The sequence below is a fragment of the Mesorhizobium sp. M6A.T.Cr.TU.016.01.1.1 genome, from assembly GCF_003952585.1.
In the GTDB taxonomy this organism is placed as follows: domain Bacteria; phylum Pseudomonadota; class Alphaproteobacteria; order Rhizobiales; family Rhizobiaceae; genus Mesorhizobium; species Mesorhizobium mediterraneum.
This window is the reverse complement of record NZ_CP034452.1, coordinates 4,331,159-4,346,351: the sequence shown is the minus strand read 5'-3', so window position 1 is coordinate 4,346,351 and position 15,193 is coordinate 4,331,159. Positions and strand designations below refer to the sequence as shown.

15 protein-coding genes are annotated in these 15,193 nt (G+C 62.7%); 6 read left to right on the top strand and 9 right to left on the bottom strand.

The features are described 5' to 3' along the window. Nucleotides 1-107: 107 nt before the first annotated feature. From EJ075_RS20850 to EJ075_RS20835, 4 genes are all read right to left on the bottom strand, one after another. Nucleotides 108-509 (bottom strand): GFA family protein, encoded by a 402-nt coding sequence (locus EJ075_RS20850; protein ID WP_126105560.1) that lies wholly within the window; start codon nt 507-509, stop codon nt 108-110. A 25-nt stretch (nt 510-534) separates the two neighbouring features. Then, nucleotides 535-1,593 carry a Gfo/Idh/MocA family oxidoreductase gene (locus EJ075_RS20845; RefSeq protein ID WP_126105559.1) on the bottom strand — a complete coding sequence of 353 codons (1,059 nt, stop codon included), beginning with the start codon at nt 1,591-1,593 and terminating at the stop codon, nt 535-537. Between the two features lie 76 nt (nt 1,594-1,669). Beyond that, the gene (locus EJ075_RS20840; RefSeq protein ID WP_126105558.1) at nt 1,670-2,455 is read right to left on the bottom strand and encodes a ThuA domain-containing protein; all 786 of its coding nucleotides are present in this window, start codon (nt 2,453-2,455) and stop codon (nt 1,670-1,672) included. 236 nt (nt 2,456-2,691) lie between these two features. Beyond that, complete coding sequence (locus tag EJ075_RS20835) at nt 2,692-4,212, bottom strand: tlde1 domain-containing protein (RefSeq protein WP_126105557.1); 1,521 nt, start codon at nt 4,210-4,212, stop codon at nt 2,692-2,694. Nucleotides 4,213-4,712: 500 nt separating this feature from the next. On the opposite strand from EJ075_RS20835, the gene EJ075_RS20830 reads away from it, so the two are divergent. Beyond that, the gene (locus tag EJ075_RS20830; RefSeq protein WP_095489267.1) at nt 4,713-5,138 is read left to right on the top strand and encodes a hypothetical protein; all 426 of its coding nucleotides are present in this window, start codon (nt 4,713-4,715) and stop codon (nt 5,136-5,138) included. A gap of 148 nt (nt 5,139-5,286) precedes the next feature. Here EJ075_RS20830 and EJ075_RS20825 read toward each other — a convergent pair whose 3' ends face one another. Both EJ075_RS20825 and EJ075_RS20820 read right to left on the bottom strand, forming a co-directional pair. After that, nucleotides 5,287-6,726, bottom strand: coding sequence for an FAD-binding oxidoreductase (locus tag EJ075_RS20825; protein WP_095489171.1), 1,440 nt, complete (start codon nt 6,724-6,726; stop codon nt 5,287-5,289). Between the two features lie 400 nt (nt 6,727-7,126). Next, nucleotides 7,127-7,450: a hypothetical protein gene (locus EJ075_RS20820; RefSeq protein ID WP_126105556.1), complete on the bottom strand. Its 324-nt coding sequence runs from the start codon at nt 7,448-7,450 to the stop codon at nt 7,127-7,129. 281 nt (nt 7,451-7,731) lie between these two features. Here EJ075_RS20820 and EJ075_RS20815 point away from each other — a divergent pair, with 281 nt between their 5' ends. After that, nucleotides 7,732-7,995 (top strand): hypothetical protein, encoded by a 264-nt coding sequence (locus EJ075_RS20815; protein ID WP_095489169.1) that lies wholly within the window; start codon nt 7,732-7,734, stop codon nt 7,993-7,995. A 314-nt stretch (nt 7,996-8,309) separates the two neighbouring features. On the opposite strand, the gene EJ075_RS20810 is transcribed toward EJ075_RS20815, so the two are convergent. The 3 genes from EJ075_RS20810 to EJ075_RS20800 are packed head-to-tail and all read right to left on the bottom strand — an operon-like array spanning nt 8,310 to nt 11,313. Beyond that, nucleotides 8,310-9,539, bottom strand: coding sequence for an NAD(P)/FAD-dependent oxidoreductase (locus EJ075_RS20810; protein WP_126105555.1), 1,230 nt, complete (start codon nt 9,537-9,539; stop codon nt 8,310-8,312). Beyond that, nucleotides 9,536-10,249 carry a methyltransferase domain-containing protein gene (locus EJ075_RS20805; protein WP_095489167.1) on the bottom strand — a complete coding sequence of 238 codons (714 nt, stop codon included), beginning with the start codon at nt 10,247-10,249 and terminating at the stop codon, nt 9,536-9,538. The genes EJ075_RS20810 and EJ075_RS20805 overlap by 4 nt, the downstream gene beginning before the upstream one ends. Beyond that, on the bottom strand, nt 10,246-11,313 hold the full coding sequence (locus EJ075_RS20800) for a type III polyketide synthase (RefSeq protein ID WP_095489166.1): 1,068 nt from the start codon (nt 11,311-11,313) through the stop codon (nt 10,246-10,248). Before EJ075_RS20800 ends, EJ075_RS20805 begins: the two co-directional genes overlap by 4 nt. A 933-nt stretch (nt 11,314-12,246) precedes the next feature. Between EJ075_RS20800 and EJ075_RS20795 the strand changes: the two genes are divergently transcribed. The 4 genes from EJ075_RS20795 to EJ075_RS20780 all read left to right on the top strand — a co-directional run bounded on the left by EJ075_RS20795 (nt 12,247) and on the right by EJ075_RS20780 (nt 15,186). Beyond that, nucleotides 12,247-12,606, top strand: coding sequence for a hypothetical protein (locus tag EJ075_RS20795; protein ID WP_245458215.1), 360 nt, complete (start codon nt 12,247-12,249; stop codon nt 12,604-12,606). A 96-nt stretch (nt 12,607-12,702) separates the two neighbouring features. Then, entirely contained in the window at nt 12,703-14,178 is a 1,476-nt protein-coding gene (locus tag EJ075_RS20790) for a multicopper oxidase family protein (protein WP_126105554.1), read from the top strand. 31 nt (nt 14,179-14,209) lie between these two features. Continuing rightward, the gene (locus tag EJ075_RS20785; RefSeq protein WP_126105553.1) at nt 14,210-14,650 is read left to right on the top strand and encodes a DUF411 domain-containing protein; all 441 of its coding nucleotides are present in this window, start codon (nt 14,210-14,212) and stop codon (nt 14,648-14,650) included. Nucleotides 14,651-14,658: 8 nt separating this feature from the next. Beyond that, a complete protein-coding gene (locus tag EJ075_RS20780) occupies nt 14,659-15,186 on the top strand; it encodes a TlpA disulfide reductase family protein (protein ID WP_126105552.1) in 528 nt (175 codons plus the stop codon). Nucleotides 15,187-15,193 lie beyond the last annotated feature (7 nt).

Sequence of the window (15,193 nt, the reverse complement as noted above, 5' to 3'; positions counted from 1 at the left end):
GCACGTCGCTCTAGCGGCGGCCCGCTTGGTCCGATCAATCGGGGGACGACCAGCTGCAAATGCAAATGCAAGGTTGAACGACGCTTAGCCTGCCGTGGCCGGCGTCTTCAGCCGAACGTCGCCAGAGGCTCAGTGCGAACCTCGACCCACTGGCAGCGCCGGCTGTCGTGATAGAAGGACAGGAAGGGCGGCGGGAACGATGGGTCGGCGAAAGCACCCACCGGGATGGCAATCAGACCGGATTGGACATCGATCCGGTAGTGGACGGTGGTGCCGCAATCCGGGCAGAAGCTGTAGGTGACGCAGCCGCCCTCCTCGCCAATACGCGTGAACTCCGCCGATCGCCCCTCGATCGATACTTTGTCCTCGGGAAACCGCGCATTGAAGCTGAGCGCACTGCCGGTGCGCCGCTTGCAGGCCAGGCAATGGCATACGGAGACGCGTACCGGCTCGCCCGAACAGCTGGCTGACAGCTGACCGCAGGAACATTCGGCTCGGCGCGTGACCATGGCTGGCCCCTTTCAGCGAATGACATTAATGGGTTTCGGCATGGGCCCTGAGCTCAGCCCTCTTCTCGTCGGAGACGACGGCAAGGTCGAGCACCTTCTGCAGTTCGCCCGCATGGTGGAATGACGGTTCGGCCTGAACGCCGCTGCGCACTGCATCGACAAACCGCTGGTAGTTGGTCGGCACCGTTCCGGCATCGACGACCAGCCATTTGGCGTTCTCGATGTTCTCGCCCATGCACACTTTCAGCTCCGAGCCGTTCAGATTGTGCACGACTTCGATGCCGCCCTTGTCGCCATAGATGCGCAGCCGCAATTCGTTGAGATGACCGGTTGCCCAGCGGCTGGCATGGACGACGCCGAAAGCGCCGTTGCTGAAATCCAGCGCCATGGTGAAGCTGTCATTTGCGTCGAGCTCGTACTCGCCGATCCGGTTGCCGGGCGCCTTGTCGAAGGACCTGAGGCGGCAGAACACATGGTCGATGTCGAGCGCCGCGCCATAGCTGGCGAAATCGAGGATGTGGATGCCGACATCGCCCAGCACGCCGTTGGAGCCGTGGCCGCGCGACAGGCGCCAGAGCCATTTCGGATCGGTGCGCCAGTCGCCCCAGAATTTGGAGACCAGCCAGCTCTGCAGATAGGACGCTTCGACATGCCTGGCCTGGCCGATCTCGCCGGCCAGCACCATGGCGCGCGCCTTCTGCAGCGGCGCGACGTTGCGATAGGTCAGGTTGACCATGTTGATGATGCCGGCGCGCTCGGCGGCATCAGCCATTTCACTGGCCCTCTGGTAGTTTTCGGCCAGCGGTTTTTCGCACAGCACCGGCTTGCCCGCCGCGATCAGCATCATGGTGGTCGGATGGTGGATGCGATCCGGCGTGACGTTCGCCACTGCGTCGAACTTGTCCCATGCGAGCGCATCTTCCAGCGACGCGAACCGATTGGGGATACCGTTGATGTCCGAAAACTTGTCGACACGCGCGCGGTCGACATCGACGGCGCCGATGAGTTCGACGCCCTCGATCTTGCTGAACTGCCTGGCGTGCTCCTCCGCCATCCAGCCGGTGCCAAGTATCAGCAGACGCATAATTCTTATCCTTAGGATGAGGCTTTATCTTGTTGTTTATCACTGATTTTCCGAACCGAATGTTCGGGATTATGGTCTAGCGATAGCCGGCTTCATCAGCGGCATGGAGTTTTCCGCCGCGCTCGACGATCGGCTCAAGCGCCTTTTCCACCGGCACGTTCGGCGCGTCGAGGATGGCTGGATTTGACCCCTGCGGGTTGTGCGCCCATTTCACGGCGTTGCGCAGCACCTTCTGGACAGTGGCGTCGTGATAGGTCGGATAGGTCTCGTGGCCGGGCCTGAAATAGAAAATGTTGCCGGCGCCGCGGCGATAGGTCAGCCCCGACCGGAACACTTCGCCGCCCTGGAACCAAGAGATGAAAACCGTTTCCAGCGGCTCCGGCACGGCGAACTGCTCGCCATACATCTCCTCGTTCTCGAGCTCGAAATACTCGCCGATCCCGGCAGCGATCGGGTGGTTGGGGCTCGTCACCCAGAGCCGCTCGCGCTCGCCGGCCTCGCGCCATTTCAGCGTGCAGGGCGTGCCCATCAACTTCTTGAAGATCTTCGAGAAATGGCCGGAGTGAAGGACGATCAGCCCCATGCCTTCCCAGACGCGGCGCGCAACGCGCTCGACGACTTCGTCGGCGACGGCGCCATGGTCCTTGTGTCCCCACCATAGCAGGGCATCGGTTTGCGCCAGACGGTCGGCCGGCAGACCATGCTCCGGCTGCTCCAGCGTCGCCCAGGACACGGAAATTTCGGGGTCGAGCTTGAGCGCGTTGGCGATCGTCGCGTGCATGCCCTCGGGGTAGATCCCCGCGACCACCTCATTGGTCCGTTCATGGATATTCTCGCCCCAAACGACAGCGCGTATAGTCATGACATCCTCTTTGATTGGTTGAAGCCGCCGCCCCGGTCCGGTCAGTCATAGTATCCTCGGCCGGGAATGAAAACCTTCGAGATTGGCCGAAATCTCCCCACAGCTTCGTCATCCCAGGGCGGAGCAGGAGCGAAGCGACGTCGAGAAGACCCTGGGATGACGAAGCCATGAAGGACCGCCGCCGCGACGACCTACGCGCCGCGCCCCTTCCGAGGCGACCTGCAGCAGCGGCTTGGTTAGCCGCGCACGACGAGGCGTTTGATCTTGCCCTTCTTGAAGGCGGCGAGGAAGCGGGCATAGTCCTTGAAAACGACGCAGCCGCTCGATTCTCCGCGGCGGCCGCGCAGCAGGTAGGTGTGCGCAAGAAAGCCGTCCCGACCAAATTTGTTCTTGCCGTCGATAGGAGTGAGACGCAGCGCCTCGACGCCATGGAAGCGCGATTCACGCAGCCTCAGATCGTAGGTGTGGGGCGGCGTCGGGCCGGCATTCTTCCGGTTGGCGTAGCGCGGCTGGTCGGCCATCGAGCCCAGTCCCGAATGCGCCTCGAGCCGCGAACCGTCCGGCATATAGACGGTTTTCGCCGAGATGTCGTAGACGGCGACGCCGCTGCCGATGCCGGGCTTGGTGAACAGGTTGCGGAAGGCCCCGCCGCCCGCCGGGCTGTCGGGTTTGGCATAGGCCAGCATGTCTGCGGCCTTCGACCGCTTGGCCGGCTTGACCGGGCTGCCCTGCATGCCCGGGCTGCCTTGCATGCCCTGCTTGGCTTGCATGCCCTGCTTGGCTTGCATACTTGGCATCGCCGCCGGTGACGAACTCCTCGGCGACAAGGCTGGCGCCCGGGGCATCTCGTCCTGCGGAGCGTCGGCGGTCTGCGCTTTGTTGGCATTGGATGGCCGAGACTGGGCCTTGGCGGCCTTTGATGACTGGACCTTGGGCGCTTTGGCCTTGGGTGCCTCGACCTTGGGCGCCTCGACCTTGGGCGCCTCGACATGGGGCGCCTCGTCTGACTGGTCGACTTCCGCCCGCGGGCGGAAGGTCGGCAAGGGAACGCTGTCGGGCATCTCGTCCTGCGGCGGCAGCGAGGCCATCTGAACCTCGCCCTCCGGCGGCGCAGCAGTGTCGGCCGTCGCCACCTCCGGCAGCACATCGATCATCTGTTCCGGCAACGCATTCGCCAGCGCGAGCGCCAGACGGGAGGATCGTTCGATCTCAGCGATCTCCGGCCCGAAGCGCACCGCGGCCGGGCCGTTCTGGTCGGGCAGGCGCGCCGGCTCCGCAACGCCCGCGGCCGCCGGCAGGCTGGCAAGCATAGGAGGTGCTGCGTGGGCAAAGGCAGCAGCAAGCTTTTGCGGCGACAGCGCGGCTTTCGCCACCACGCTGTCGAAGCGCGCTTGCGGCGAGATTTCTGCGACAAGCGGCACAGTATCCGGCTGCGCCAGCGGTTTGAGACGCGCCGCCTTGCCTTCATGCACGAAGTTCGCGGCGGCCTGTGCGCAACCGGCATCGCATCGGCTGAGCAGCGACGCCTGACGCTGCCGGCTTGCCGGTAACGGCGCCCACGAATTGGCCCATGAATTGGCAAGCGTGCGATCGGCGAGCGCGATGGTGCGCGGCGCGCGCAGGCTTTGCGGAAGACTGTTGGAGGCAGCGGTGAGCGAGGTTCCCACCGAATAGAGGCCGGCCATGGTCGCCACCGACCACAGAGCGACCGCAACGCCAACAACGGGAACCGCGACCCAGCGCAGCCCGGGCCTCATCGAAGTCAATCCAGAGTCAGGATTGTCACCCCGGTTTTTCAAACGCACAAACGCCATACACCAACCTCAATCGGCCTTGCGGCATGCGGGGCTCGCAGCCGTCACAATCACAGTCGCCTGGTGCCCCCTGCACGCTTCGCGTCTGTTGCCGATTGATTCAAAAGATGGACAAACTTGGTTAACCAATCCCTCTACCGATCGCCGATTGGGCGAAGGTCGATAACAAAAAAGCCCCCTCCACGACTAAGAAAATGGCGGGAATGCCCTCCGTATCAGGCTTTGCTGCCCGTTTTTGCCGACCGAGTCAAGAAACCGAAAGGACTAGACCTTGCCTGGGCGGGCGACAGCTGAAGCTTTCTCGGATCAAAAGCGTCGCGTCACGCATAATCGTCTGCGCGCAGGCAGCGTTGCCGGCGCGGCTTTGCATACAGGTAAATTCGATTGTGCTAATATACCTTGGTCATGCATATTTGTGCGCGACCAACAAACGGGAGGATGCGATGGGAACCATGAATCGCAGGTCTGCAATTGCTCTCGGCGTCACCGCCGCCGCGGTAACGCCGCTATTCGCCTTGGCGACGCCTGCAAGGGCCGCCAAGCAATACGGCCCGACGGAGGGCAAGGAGGTTGCGCCCGGCATCAGAGTGGTGGAGGTCGGCACTGGCAACTCCGACATTCCCGCTTACAAGAGCATCTCAATCGTCGATATAGTCTTCCAGCCCGGAGCAGTCTTTCCTGAAACCGTGATGGACAACGACATGGTATGCACGATTGCTGCCGGCGAATTCACGATCAAGAAGGCGGACAAGGAATTCAAACTTAAGGAAGGCGAGATGTACACTTGCGCCAAGGGCAAGACCGACGGTGCCACGAATACAAGTAGCGTGGTCGGCGTGCATCGCATTGCGATCTTGATGCCTGCCTAGACCAATTCCAGGAAAAGTGTGCAACGGTTTCTGCCCGGAATTGCACAAAGAAATAGCCAGAGCGGTTCAGCGAACCGCTCTGGCGCATGACCGAAATGAGGCCCGCGACCTCCGCCGGAGGGGCGGGCCTTGTCATTGCGTGCTTGTCCTATGCGGCGCGCAGGTTTTCCGCCGGCCGCAAATTCTGGTTCATGCGGAACAGGTTCAGCGGGTCGTAGCGCTGCTTGATTTCCAGAAGCCGCCGATAGTTGCCGCCATAGGCTGCTTCGACCCGGTCGACCTCGTCCTCGGGCATGAAGTTCACATAGGCCGTGCCGGCGGCATACGGCCTGATCGCCTCGTAAACACCGCGCGCCCAGTCGATGCAGGCGCGGTCCATTTGCGGTTCGCGCCAGCGGGCGTGGACATTCATGACGAAATGCGCGCTGCGTTGCGGAAACGCCGTTGCATCCGCTGTCACGCGGCCTGCGGCACCGCCGATATGGGCGAAGAATATCTCGCATTCAGGCCCCGGAAGCCTGGGTATCGCGGCCGTGACGACCTCGATCGCGCTGTCGGAAAGCTCGGTGAAGTCATGGCTCTTCCAGTAGTTTCGGGCGCCGGGCGTCAGCAACGGATCGAATGCCTGCTCCCAGCCGGTGAACGGGTTGGGGCCGACCACATCGGCAATCGGTGTGCCGATGGCGCGAAGCCTTTGCGTCGCTTTCTCGCCCTCCTGAAGATCGCCGCAATAGCACATGGCCAGGACCAGCACCTCCTTGCCATGCCATTCGGCCGGCAGGAACGGCAACGGCGGCGCCTGCCGCATAACCACCCAGCAGGTCAGCTCATTGGGCGCTGCTTCGAGCGCCGCTCGGTATTCCCGCAACACATTTTCGGCATCGGCGAAAGGATGAACGACAAGCCCCGCCAGCACCTGCGGACCAACGTGGTGGAGCTTGAACTCGAAGGCCGTGACGACGCCGAAATTGCCGCCGCCACCGCGCAGCGCCCAGAACAGGTCGGGATTTTCGGTCTGGCTGGCGCGCAACAGCTTGCCGTCGGCCGTAACCACATCGGCGCCGAGAAGATTGTCGATGGTCAGGCCGAATTTCCGCGTGATCCAGCCGAAGCCGCCGCCCAACGTCAGGCCTGAAATGCCGGTGGTCGAGTTGATCCCGATCGGCACTGCCAGTTCGAAGGCCTGTGTTTCCGCGTCGACGTCGGCGAGCGTCGCTCCAGGTTCCACCCATGCCCGCCGCGTCGCTGGATCGACCCGCACCGACTTCATCGGCGACAGATCGATCATCAGGCCGCCATCGCAGACGGCACTGCCGGCGATGTTGTGGCCGCCGCCGCGGACCGCGACAAGAAGCCGGTTTTCCCTGGCAAAATTCACCGAGGCGATGACGTCGGCGGCACCGGCGCAGCGCACGATCAGCCCGGGCCGCCGGTCGATCATGGCATTCCAGATGCTGCGTGCGTCGTCATAGGCGGCGTCGCCTTCCCTCAGCACGGTGCCGCGCAACTGTGCCGAAAGCGCTTCAAGGGCCGCGGCTTCGACCGTCGTCTTGCCGCGTTCAAGCGTGGTGAGGCTCATGCTGTTCATGGCTTTCCTCCCGATTGCTTTTTCTGAGCTGTTTCCCCCCACCCGGTTTTGAAGTGTGCTCTTATATTAGATATCACGCAAGTTCAAAGCCGCTTGCTGGCCGGTCTTGCGGCACGCGGCGGTGGCCGCGCCCAATCGGACGAGATCTGACGCAGGCCGCCGGTTTTGCGAGGATGCAGAATGACATTGTTGGCAGCTTGCTAGTCGGCATGCCGCCGGATTTCACCTTCAGCCCGTCCGTGAAGGCGATGGGGCCTAACGGCCCGCCGCCCAGGCGAGGGCGGACTGCACGTCTTCCTCGATCCGGTGCCGCGCTGACGGGCTCACGCCGTCCCCCGTCTGCATAGACGATGCTGGGCGAGCCATAGGCCGGCAATTCCGGCCTATGGCGATTTGCCGATCAACACTCTTCGGTAGTCTTCTTCATTTGACCGGGGGCGGCGGTCTTGGTGTCGGTGTCCTGCTGACCAGGAGCGGCCTCTCGCGCGCTGCCGGTCTGCTGGCCAGGTGCGCAATCTTTGGCCGAATTCGGATTCGTGCCGCTGGTGGTGGTCGAGTCAGTTTCCTGATCGGTTGTGGTGGTGGAGTTGGTTCCCTGATCGGTGGTGCTGGGCATGGTTGTGGTCGTCGAGGTTCCGCTCGTCGAGCTTCCGCTTGTCGTCTGGGCAAGTGAAAGCCCGGACGATACTGCCAGCATGACCGACGCCAGAAGGATGCGTTTCATCGTCGTTCTCCTGTTCTGAATGCGCGGGATGCGCTGGAAAACCAACAGTGAGACCGAAGGACTGTTCCTCGACCATGTTCAACTTTTGTAACTCCGGCCTAACGGTCAGCTCTCATTGAGACCAAAGACCGGAGACTAAAGGCCCGGCAAAAAGCCCGTCGGCAGGCCAAACCGACATGGCTGCTGGATCGACGTGAAACGATCCCGCCGGTTCGGCCGAGGAACTACGCAGCGGTCCGCGGAGTTAGGCATGTGATCCACATAAGCACAGGAGAGCTCTGATGGCACCGCGCAGAAAATCCGACGATCCGTCCGAAGGCCCGACAATCGAACAGCAGGATTGGGACGCGATCAAAGGCGGCAAAATTCTACCAGACAGCGTGCCGGGAAACGGCGACATCCGTTATGACCTCGAGAAAGAGGGTGAACTGCCCGAGGAAGACGACGACAATCCGTACCAGGACAGCGACGAGGCGCTGCCGGACGATGAGGAGGAACGCGCTCTCGCGCGTAATCCTTCGAAACAAGACATCGACGAGCCATGACGGCAGCATTTAATAGGCCCGGCTAGCCCGCCCGGTTCGGGTGCGCTCCAAATTCCGTGAAAATTCCTGCAGCGACAGAAAAGGCCCCGCGGGGAGGAAGCGCGGGGCCTTTGTCCGAATGCCGTCCGAACGGCCTTCATAGTCGCTGGAGTAGAACGACTGCGCTTCCAACCGTGGCGGGCGGATGTTGTTCCATCGAAACCGAAAAAAAGACGGTGCCCGTTTGTTGTTTGCGCCAGCATTGCTGCCGCAGAGCTAACGCTTGTCGAGGACGCTGTGGCACTTGGTTTGCGCCTGACGCGTCGCACCACTTGTCAGACAAAGCCGGGAACCGGCTTTGTCTTGCCGCTTAGTTGCGCGCCCAATGTCAGTGTCTGCGGGAAATTCCGGACAATTGCCGCCATCAAGGTGGCGCTGCCGGGGCGAAGGGCAATTCCGGCAAGTGCTGCAGCGGCGTGGACCCGTGTCGAAAACAGTCTTTTCCAGGCCGCCTCATAGCGTCTGCCGGCAGCCTCGCGCCCCACCCGGCCGCTTGGCGCGCATGCGAGTTCGCAAGCCAGCAGCCAGCCGGACTGAAGCGCCATCGAGATGCCCTCGGCGATAACAGGATGAGACTCTCCGGCTGCATTGCCGACGCGGAAGATGTCCCGTTCGTAGCAGGAGCGAATGCCCGGCCGGATCGGGCCTGCGGCAAGCCACGGACCGTCGCGGTGAGCTGCGCCAAGGGCATCCCTGACACCCCGGCACGATTCCATCAGATGGCGGGAGACCGCATCGGCGGCCGATACATGGCTGTGGTTTGGGCCACGGTGTTTACGCAACCGCGCCAGCATATCGCGCCGAATGCAGCACGAGATCGACAACCGGCCATGATCCGCCGAGACCATGCCGCCATAACCGCCCGGAAACGCCAGCAGAGGCATCAAATCAGGCGCCAGGGACGACCCGGCGAAATGCGCCTTGAAGCCGAGCAGGTCCGAGGGGCGGTTGCTCTTTCCGGGCTGGCTGGGCAGCGGTCCTGGTTCCCAGGAGCCGTGTGCGGCGACAATCACCGAGGCACGTAACATCGACGTTTCGTCTCCGGCTTGAATTCGCACCATTTGCACCTCGCCATCCCGCTCGATGGCGACGGCGCGGCAAGGCTGAAATATCTCGACGCCCGCCGATCGCGCCGCCTGCAAAAGCAGACAGTCGAGAATGTCCCGGCCAAGCGCCCGGCCGAAACCATCGTTTGCAGCGGGCCGATCTTTTGCACGGGGCCCATTTTTTGCAGGAGGCATGGGCGCCTCGACACTAGCTTCGCCGGAAAAGAAGCCGACGCGGCGGATTTCGGGGCCGGCATTGGCACGCCAGGCATCGCCGATCTCCAGCTGGTCCAGAAGCGCAAGATTGCTTGCCGATATATATTCGCCGCAGACCTTGCGGCGCGGGAACACGCTCTTCTCCACGATAGCCACGGCCCACCCGCGCCGGGCCAGCGTGAGCGCGACGGACGTGCCCGCCGGGCCGGCGCCTATGATGATCGCGTCATGGGTCCGCGTCATAGGTCATCACCGGCGCTGGCACCGACGAAAATGTGGGAAAAAAGGCCGGCGCGCCGTTCCTCGACCGGTTTGCCTTTTGCCGCAAGCCAGAGACCGGAAAGCTCATTGCCGCGAAAGCCGCCACGCACGCTTTGAGCGGCGTCGTTTCGTGTGACGTCATTGGCGCCGATTGCCGGGAGAAGACGGGTAGCGGCCAGCGCCAGTTTTGCCCGCAATGGCTCTGTCGCCAACAGCAGCGGGGCCTTCGGCGCCATCAGCGAAAACAGGCGCACGAGCTCGGCATCGTCGAAATGATGCAGAAACAGATTGACGGTGATCGCGTCGAACCGCCTGCCCTCATTCTTTCTTGCCCAGTCGAAGACATCGGCGGTGATGCCTTCGGCCGTCCACCCCAGCCTGTCGAAATCACCACGCAATTGCGCGGTGATGAGGTCGACGCGGTCGAGCATCACCAGTTCGACCCCAGGCCATTGCCCGGCCATGCGCCGCGCTACCGCCAGCATGAAGGAGCCATCGCCGGCGCCGATCTCCAGAATCCGGCGTGGCGGCTTTGGCACAAATTTCCCGAGCAGCGACGCCATGATCTTTGCCTGAAACATCAGCGCGTTGATGTGACGAAGGTCGCGGCGCGTGGCAAGCGCTCGCGGATCGTCGGCCGCAAGTCCGTCAAGGATTTCCGGCGCAAGCTTACGGTGCTCCAGGCCACTCATGACACGGTTCGAAAAAGCATGGTTTCGGCCGTCAGCCCGGGTCCGAACGACATGCCGCAGCCGAGCAGGCCCGGCGGCGCCTTCAGCATCTCCTTCATCACGAACATGACGGTCGCTGACGACATGTTTCCGTATCGGCGCAACACCTCGCGCGATGGCTCCAGCGCGGTGGGCGCGAGTTTCAGAGCCCTTTCGACGGCGTCGAGAACCGACCGTCCACCCGGGTGCACGGCCCAAAGGTCGACCGCTTCCGCTGTCCGGCCGCTGAGGATGGCGTCCTGGTTGCTCCGCAACGCTTCATGAATCGCTGCCGGGACCTGGCCGGAAAGAACCATCTCGAAGCCGTGGTCGCGAATGCTCCAGCTCATCAGGTCACGCCGCTCACGCGCCACGATACAATGAAAGCTCTCGAGCTCGACGCCGGCCGGCTCTGCGGTGACGAGCGCGGCCGCGCAGCCGTCGCCCCAGAGGCAGAACGACAGCAGCTTTTCCAGTTCGGTCGTTTCGCGCAGATGCAGCGTGCAGAGTTCGATATTGACCAGGAGGACCTTGGCGCGAGGGTCGGAGCGGACGATGTGGCGGGCAAGCTTGAGACCGTTGATCGCCGCGTAGCATCCCATGAAACCAATCATCGTGCGTTCGACCCTGTCCGGCAGGCCGCATCGCGCAACCAGATCCAGGTCGATGCCCGGCGCCGAAAAACCGGTGCAGGTGGTAACGACGAGATGAGTGATGCGGCGAGCGTCATCGCCAAGCTCCAATCCGTCGACGCCTTTTTGCGCCAGAACAGGCGCGGCATCTCCGAACATTGCCATTCTCTCGGCCGTTCCAGGAAAGGCGCCCCGGATAAAAGTCCCAGCCAGATCTGCTGATGGTCCTTCGGGGTCGCCAGCGGGTGCAAAGCAGGAATAGCGGCGCTCGATGCCGGCGAGATCAGCCATGCGTTCGAAAATTCTTCGGCGATCGGCCACAAGCATGGAGGCCGCGAAACGCAGATAGAATTGATGAACCTCGTGCTCCGGCACCGCTGTCGCGATCCGGTTGATATAGGCTTTGGCCGGCATATTCTGTCTCCTCGGCGTATGCACGGTGTAACGTGAGGCCACCGCCGGAGGGTCTTTGCTCACCAAGGATGGAGCGTTGTTCGATAAACGTTTCCGAAAACTGATTTCATCCCGAGATTCAGCACACGCTGTTGCAAAGCGATGCTGCGGTTCGCCGACACTAGCAATATAGGCTCCATCGCCGAGGCGTCGACGGGAGAGCCCGCGCTTCTGGCAAGATGCGAGCCGCGGGCCGAGGCGCCTTGCGTCCGGCACTCACCGGGCACCGTCTTTTTCCTGCATCGACGGAACATTAGCGCATACTAACAGTTGTAGGATGACAGCGGGTATCTCCCGGATATTGGCTGCTGGATCGGGGCCCGTACCCCGGTCGGCCCGCGCTCCTCCAGAGGCGCGGGCCTCCCGGTCCTGAGGGCGGCTATTGGAACAAGAATGCCGAGCAGGCGTTCCACAAATTATGTCCAGCTGCCCGGGATTCGCGGAAAAGACAAAGGAGAGCTGTCATGAACAATATCATCTGGCTGGTTGGGGCCGTCGTTATCGTAATAGCGATACTCAGCTTCCTTGGCCTTCGTTAACATTCGCCTTTAGCGAAAAGGCGACGCAGGACTAAGTAGTCACTTGGATCTACTCCGAAACCCAGGTCGCGGCGCTAGCTGACGCCGATGTGTCACGCGCTTTCCTGCTGTTCCGATTCCAATCGCCCGATCGTTTAAGCAAAGCACGATGTTGATCTGCGCACGCCAGCACTTAGGTCGCATCGGTCCGCTGGGGGTTGCGAACTCTCGAAGCCGGTCGCCAAATCGCGTGAGCGGTATGAAGCCAAGGCTTCTTTCTCGTCTTGATGTCAGGGCATTGGGACTTGCAAATGCCGCACTTTGCGGTCAGCCTATGCGCATGATGGCACGCCGGTCGGCAAAGCAATTGCTTGTCATGCTGCTCACGGTCTTCCTGACCGCCGGGTTCAGCCTTGCCGGCGCTCAGGCGAGCGTTATGTCGGCGCAGATGATGACGACGACGTCGGACAAAGCCATGGTCATGCACTCCGACGCGGACACGGCCATGTCGTCCGACATGGCTGGCGACTGCAAGGCGTGCCCCAAAGGAGCCGGCGACAAAGGCGATCCTATGCATTGCCCGCCGACCTGCATCGCACCGGTGCTCGCGGTGCTGCCGCAAGGCATCGCCATGAGGATAGTTGTGCGGATGCAGGAGCCGTTGGCGCTACCGACCCCGCTTCTTCACGGGCGAAGTTCCCTGCCCGACCCATACCCTCCAAGACAAGCGATCTGATCTGACGCCGTTTCAGCCGTCCTGCGGCTGATTGTCGGCGCTCGATCGCCCACTGCGCTCATTGTGGCGTAGCGGGCCCGGACAGCAGTTCAATCGATGTCGAGATGCTCGCCGTCGATCGAGATCGCAAAGGGCGTAAGGGTGCATTCCGATTCCAGTCATTTGATTTCACGCCGCAGGTTTCTCATTGCGGCGGCAGGGGTTGCCGCGTCTGCACCAATGCGTCCCGGGTGGGCATCCGCCACGGAGGAACGCCGGGTCAAGGTCGCGCCGAGCCAGGCCCGGCTCACCGGCACCGATGGCCCGCAAACCCCAGTGTGGGCCTATGACGGGACAGTTCCCGGCCCAACGCTGCGCCTGCGGCAAAGAGAGCCGGCCCGCATCGTCGTCGACAACGGGCTCGATGAAGACACGACGGTTCATTGGCATGGCATAAGATTGCCAAATGCGATGGACGGCGTGCCGGGCCTGACCCAGCCGCCGATCAAGCCGGGCGAGAGCTTCGTCTATGAGTTCACGCCGCCCGATGCCGGCACCTTCTGGTATCATCCTCATGCCGACAGCCTGGTGCAGCTCGGCCGCGGCCTTGCCGGCGCACTGATCGTCGAGGAGGCCGAGCCGGTCGCCGTCGACCGCGATCTCGTGTGGCTGCTGCAGGACTGGCGGCTTGCCAAGGATGGACAGATCGCTGCCGGCTTCGGCAACATGATGGACGCGGCGATGTCCGGCCGCGTCGGCAATGTCGTCACCATCAACGGTGGGGCGCCGGCAGATCAGAAGGTGCGCGCCGGCGAGCGCGTCAGGTTGCGACTGGCCAATGCGTCGCTCGCCCGCATCATGGCCTTGCGCTTCGAAGGTCATCGCCCGGTTGTCGTCGCGATCGACGGCCAGCCCTGCGATCCGCACGAACCGGATGACGGGCGCATTGTGCTCGCGCCGGCCATGCGCATCGACATCGTGCTCGACATGCAGGGCGATCCGAGCAAGCGTTATGCGGTGACCGACGACTTCTATGACGGCCTCGCCTACGCGCTGACCAACCTCGTCTATGACACCGGTCCGCCGCTGCGGCCCCATCCTCTCGACGCGCCCCTGCGCTTGCCGGCCAATCCGCTGCCGGCCCCCGGTCTCGCCGGGGCCGAGCGCCAAGAGATCGTGCTGCAAGGCGGCATGATGGGTGGCGGCAAGCTCGCCGGCGTCGGCGGCATGATGGGGATGCCCGGTATGAATGGCGAGGCTGCCTGGGCGATCAACGGCACGTCGATGACCGGCGACGGTCACGCCGGCATGGCGCCGCAATTCACGCTAAATCGTGGCAAGACCTGTCATCTCACCATGCGTAACGAAACCGCTTGGTGGCATCCGATGCACATCCATGGCTTCAGCATGTCGGTACTTTCGCGCAACGGTTCGCCGGTGCCGCACCGGCAATGGCAAGACACGGCGCTGCTTGCCCCAAAAGATACGATCGAATGCGCGTTCGTCGCCGACAATCCCGGCGACTGGATGCTGCACTGTCATGTCGCCGACCATCAGATCGCCGGCCTGATGACCGTCTTCCGCGTGACGTAAAGCTCTTTTCATTCAACCAAGGAGAACTGCCATGAAACCGACCTACGCCTTCGCTGCCTTCGCCCTCGCAATCGCAACGCCAATGCCCGCCCTTGCCGCGACGATCAACGCCATCATGTACAAGAACCCGCAATGCAGCTGTTGCGAGGCCTATGCCGCCTATCTCGAACAGAACGGCTTCAAGGTCGATATCAAGCCGGTCAACAATCTGTCCCAGATCAGCAGCGATGCCGGCGTGCCCACCGACCTCGAAGGCTGCCACACGCTGATGGTTGACGGCTATGTCATCGACGGCCTAGTGCCGATCGACATCGTCAGGAAGCTTCTGACCGAACGCCCCGCCATATCAGGCATCACCCTGGCCGGCATGCCGACCGGCGCGCCCGGCATGGGCGGCGAGAAGTCAGGGACCTGGACGATCTACGCCTTCACCAAGGACGGCAACGCGCCCACCGTCTACGCGACGCGGTGAAAGCGACCATGAGCAAACTGGCCATGGCCCTGGTTGGCGTGCTGCTGGTGTTTTCGCGGTCGGCATCGGCTTCCGAACCGCCGCAGAATTTTGCCGTTCACGAAACCCCGGCGCCGGTGCCAGAAATCAGCTTCGAGGACGGCGATGGTCTACCCCGAAGCCTTGCCGATTTTTCCGGCAAAATCGTGCTGCTCAACGTCTGGGCGACATGGTGCGCGCCCTGCCGGAAGGAGATGCCGACGCTCGACCGGCTGCAGGCCAAACTCGGCGGGCGGGATTTCGAGGTCGTCGCGCTGTCGATGGACCGCGCTGGCCCGGACATCGTGAAAAAGTTCTTCGCCGAGATCGGCATCGAGCATCTCGCCCTCAATATCGATACCTCCGGCAAGGCCATGTTCGCCATCGGCACCGTTGGCCTTCCAGCGACCTTGCTGATCGATCGCAACAGCAAGGAAGTCGGCCGGCTGATCGGCCCGGCGGAATGGGACGCGCCCGACATGGTCGACTTCATCCGCAGCCGCATCGCTGCCAGGTGAGAAAGGA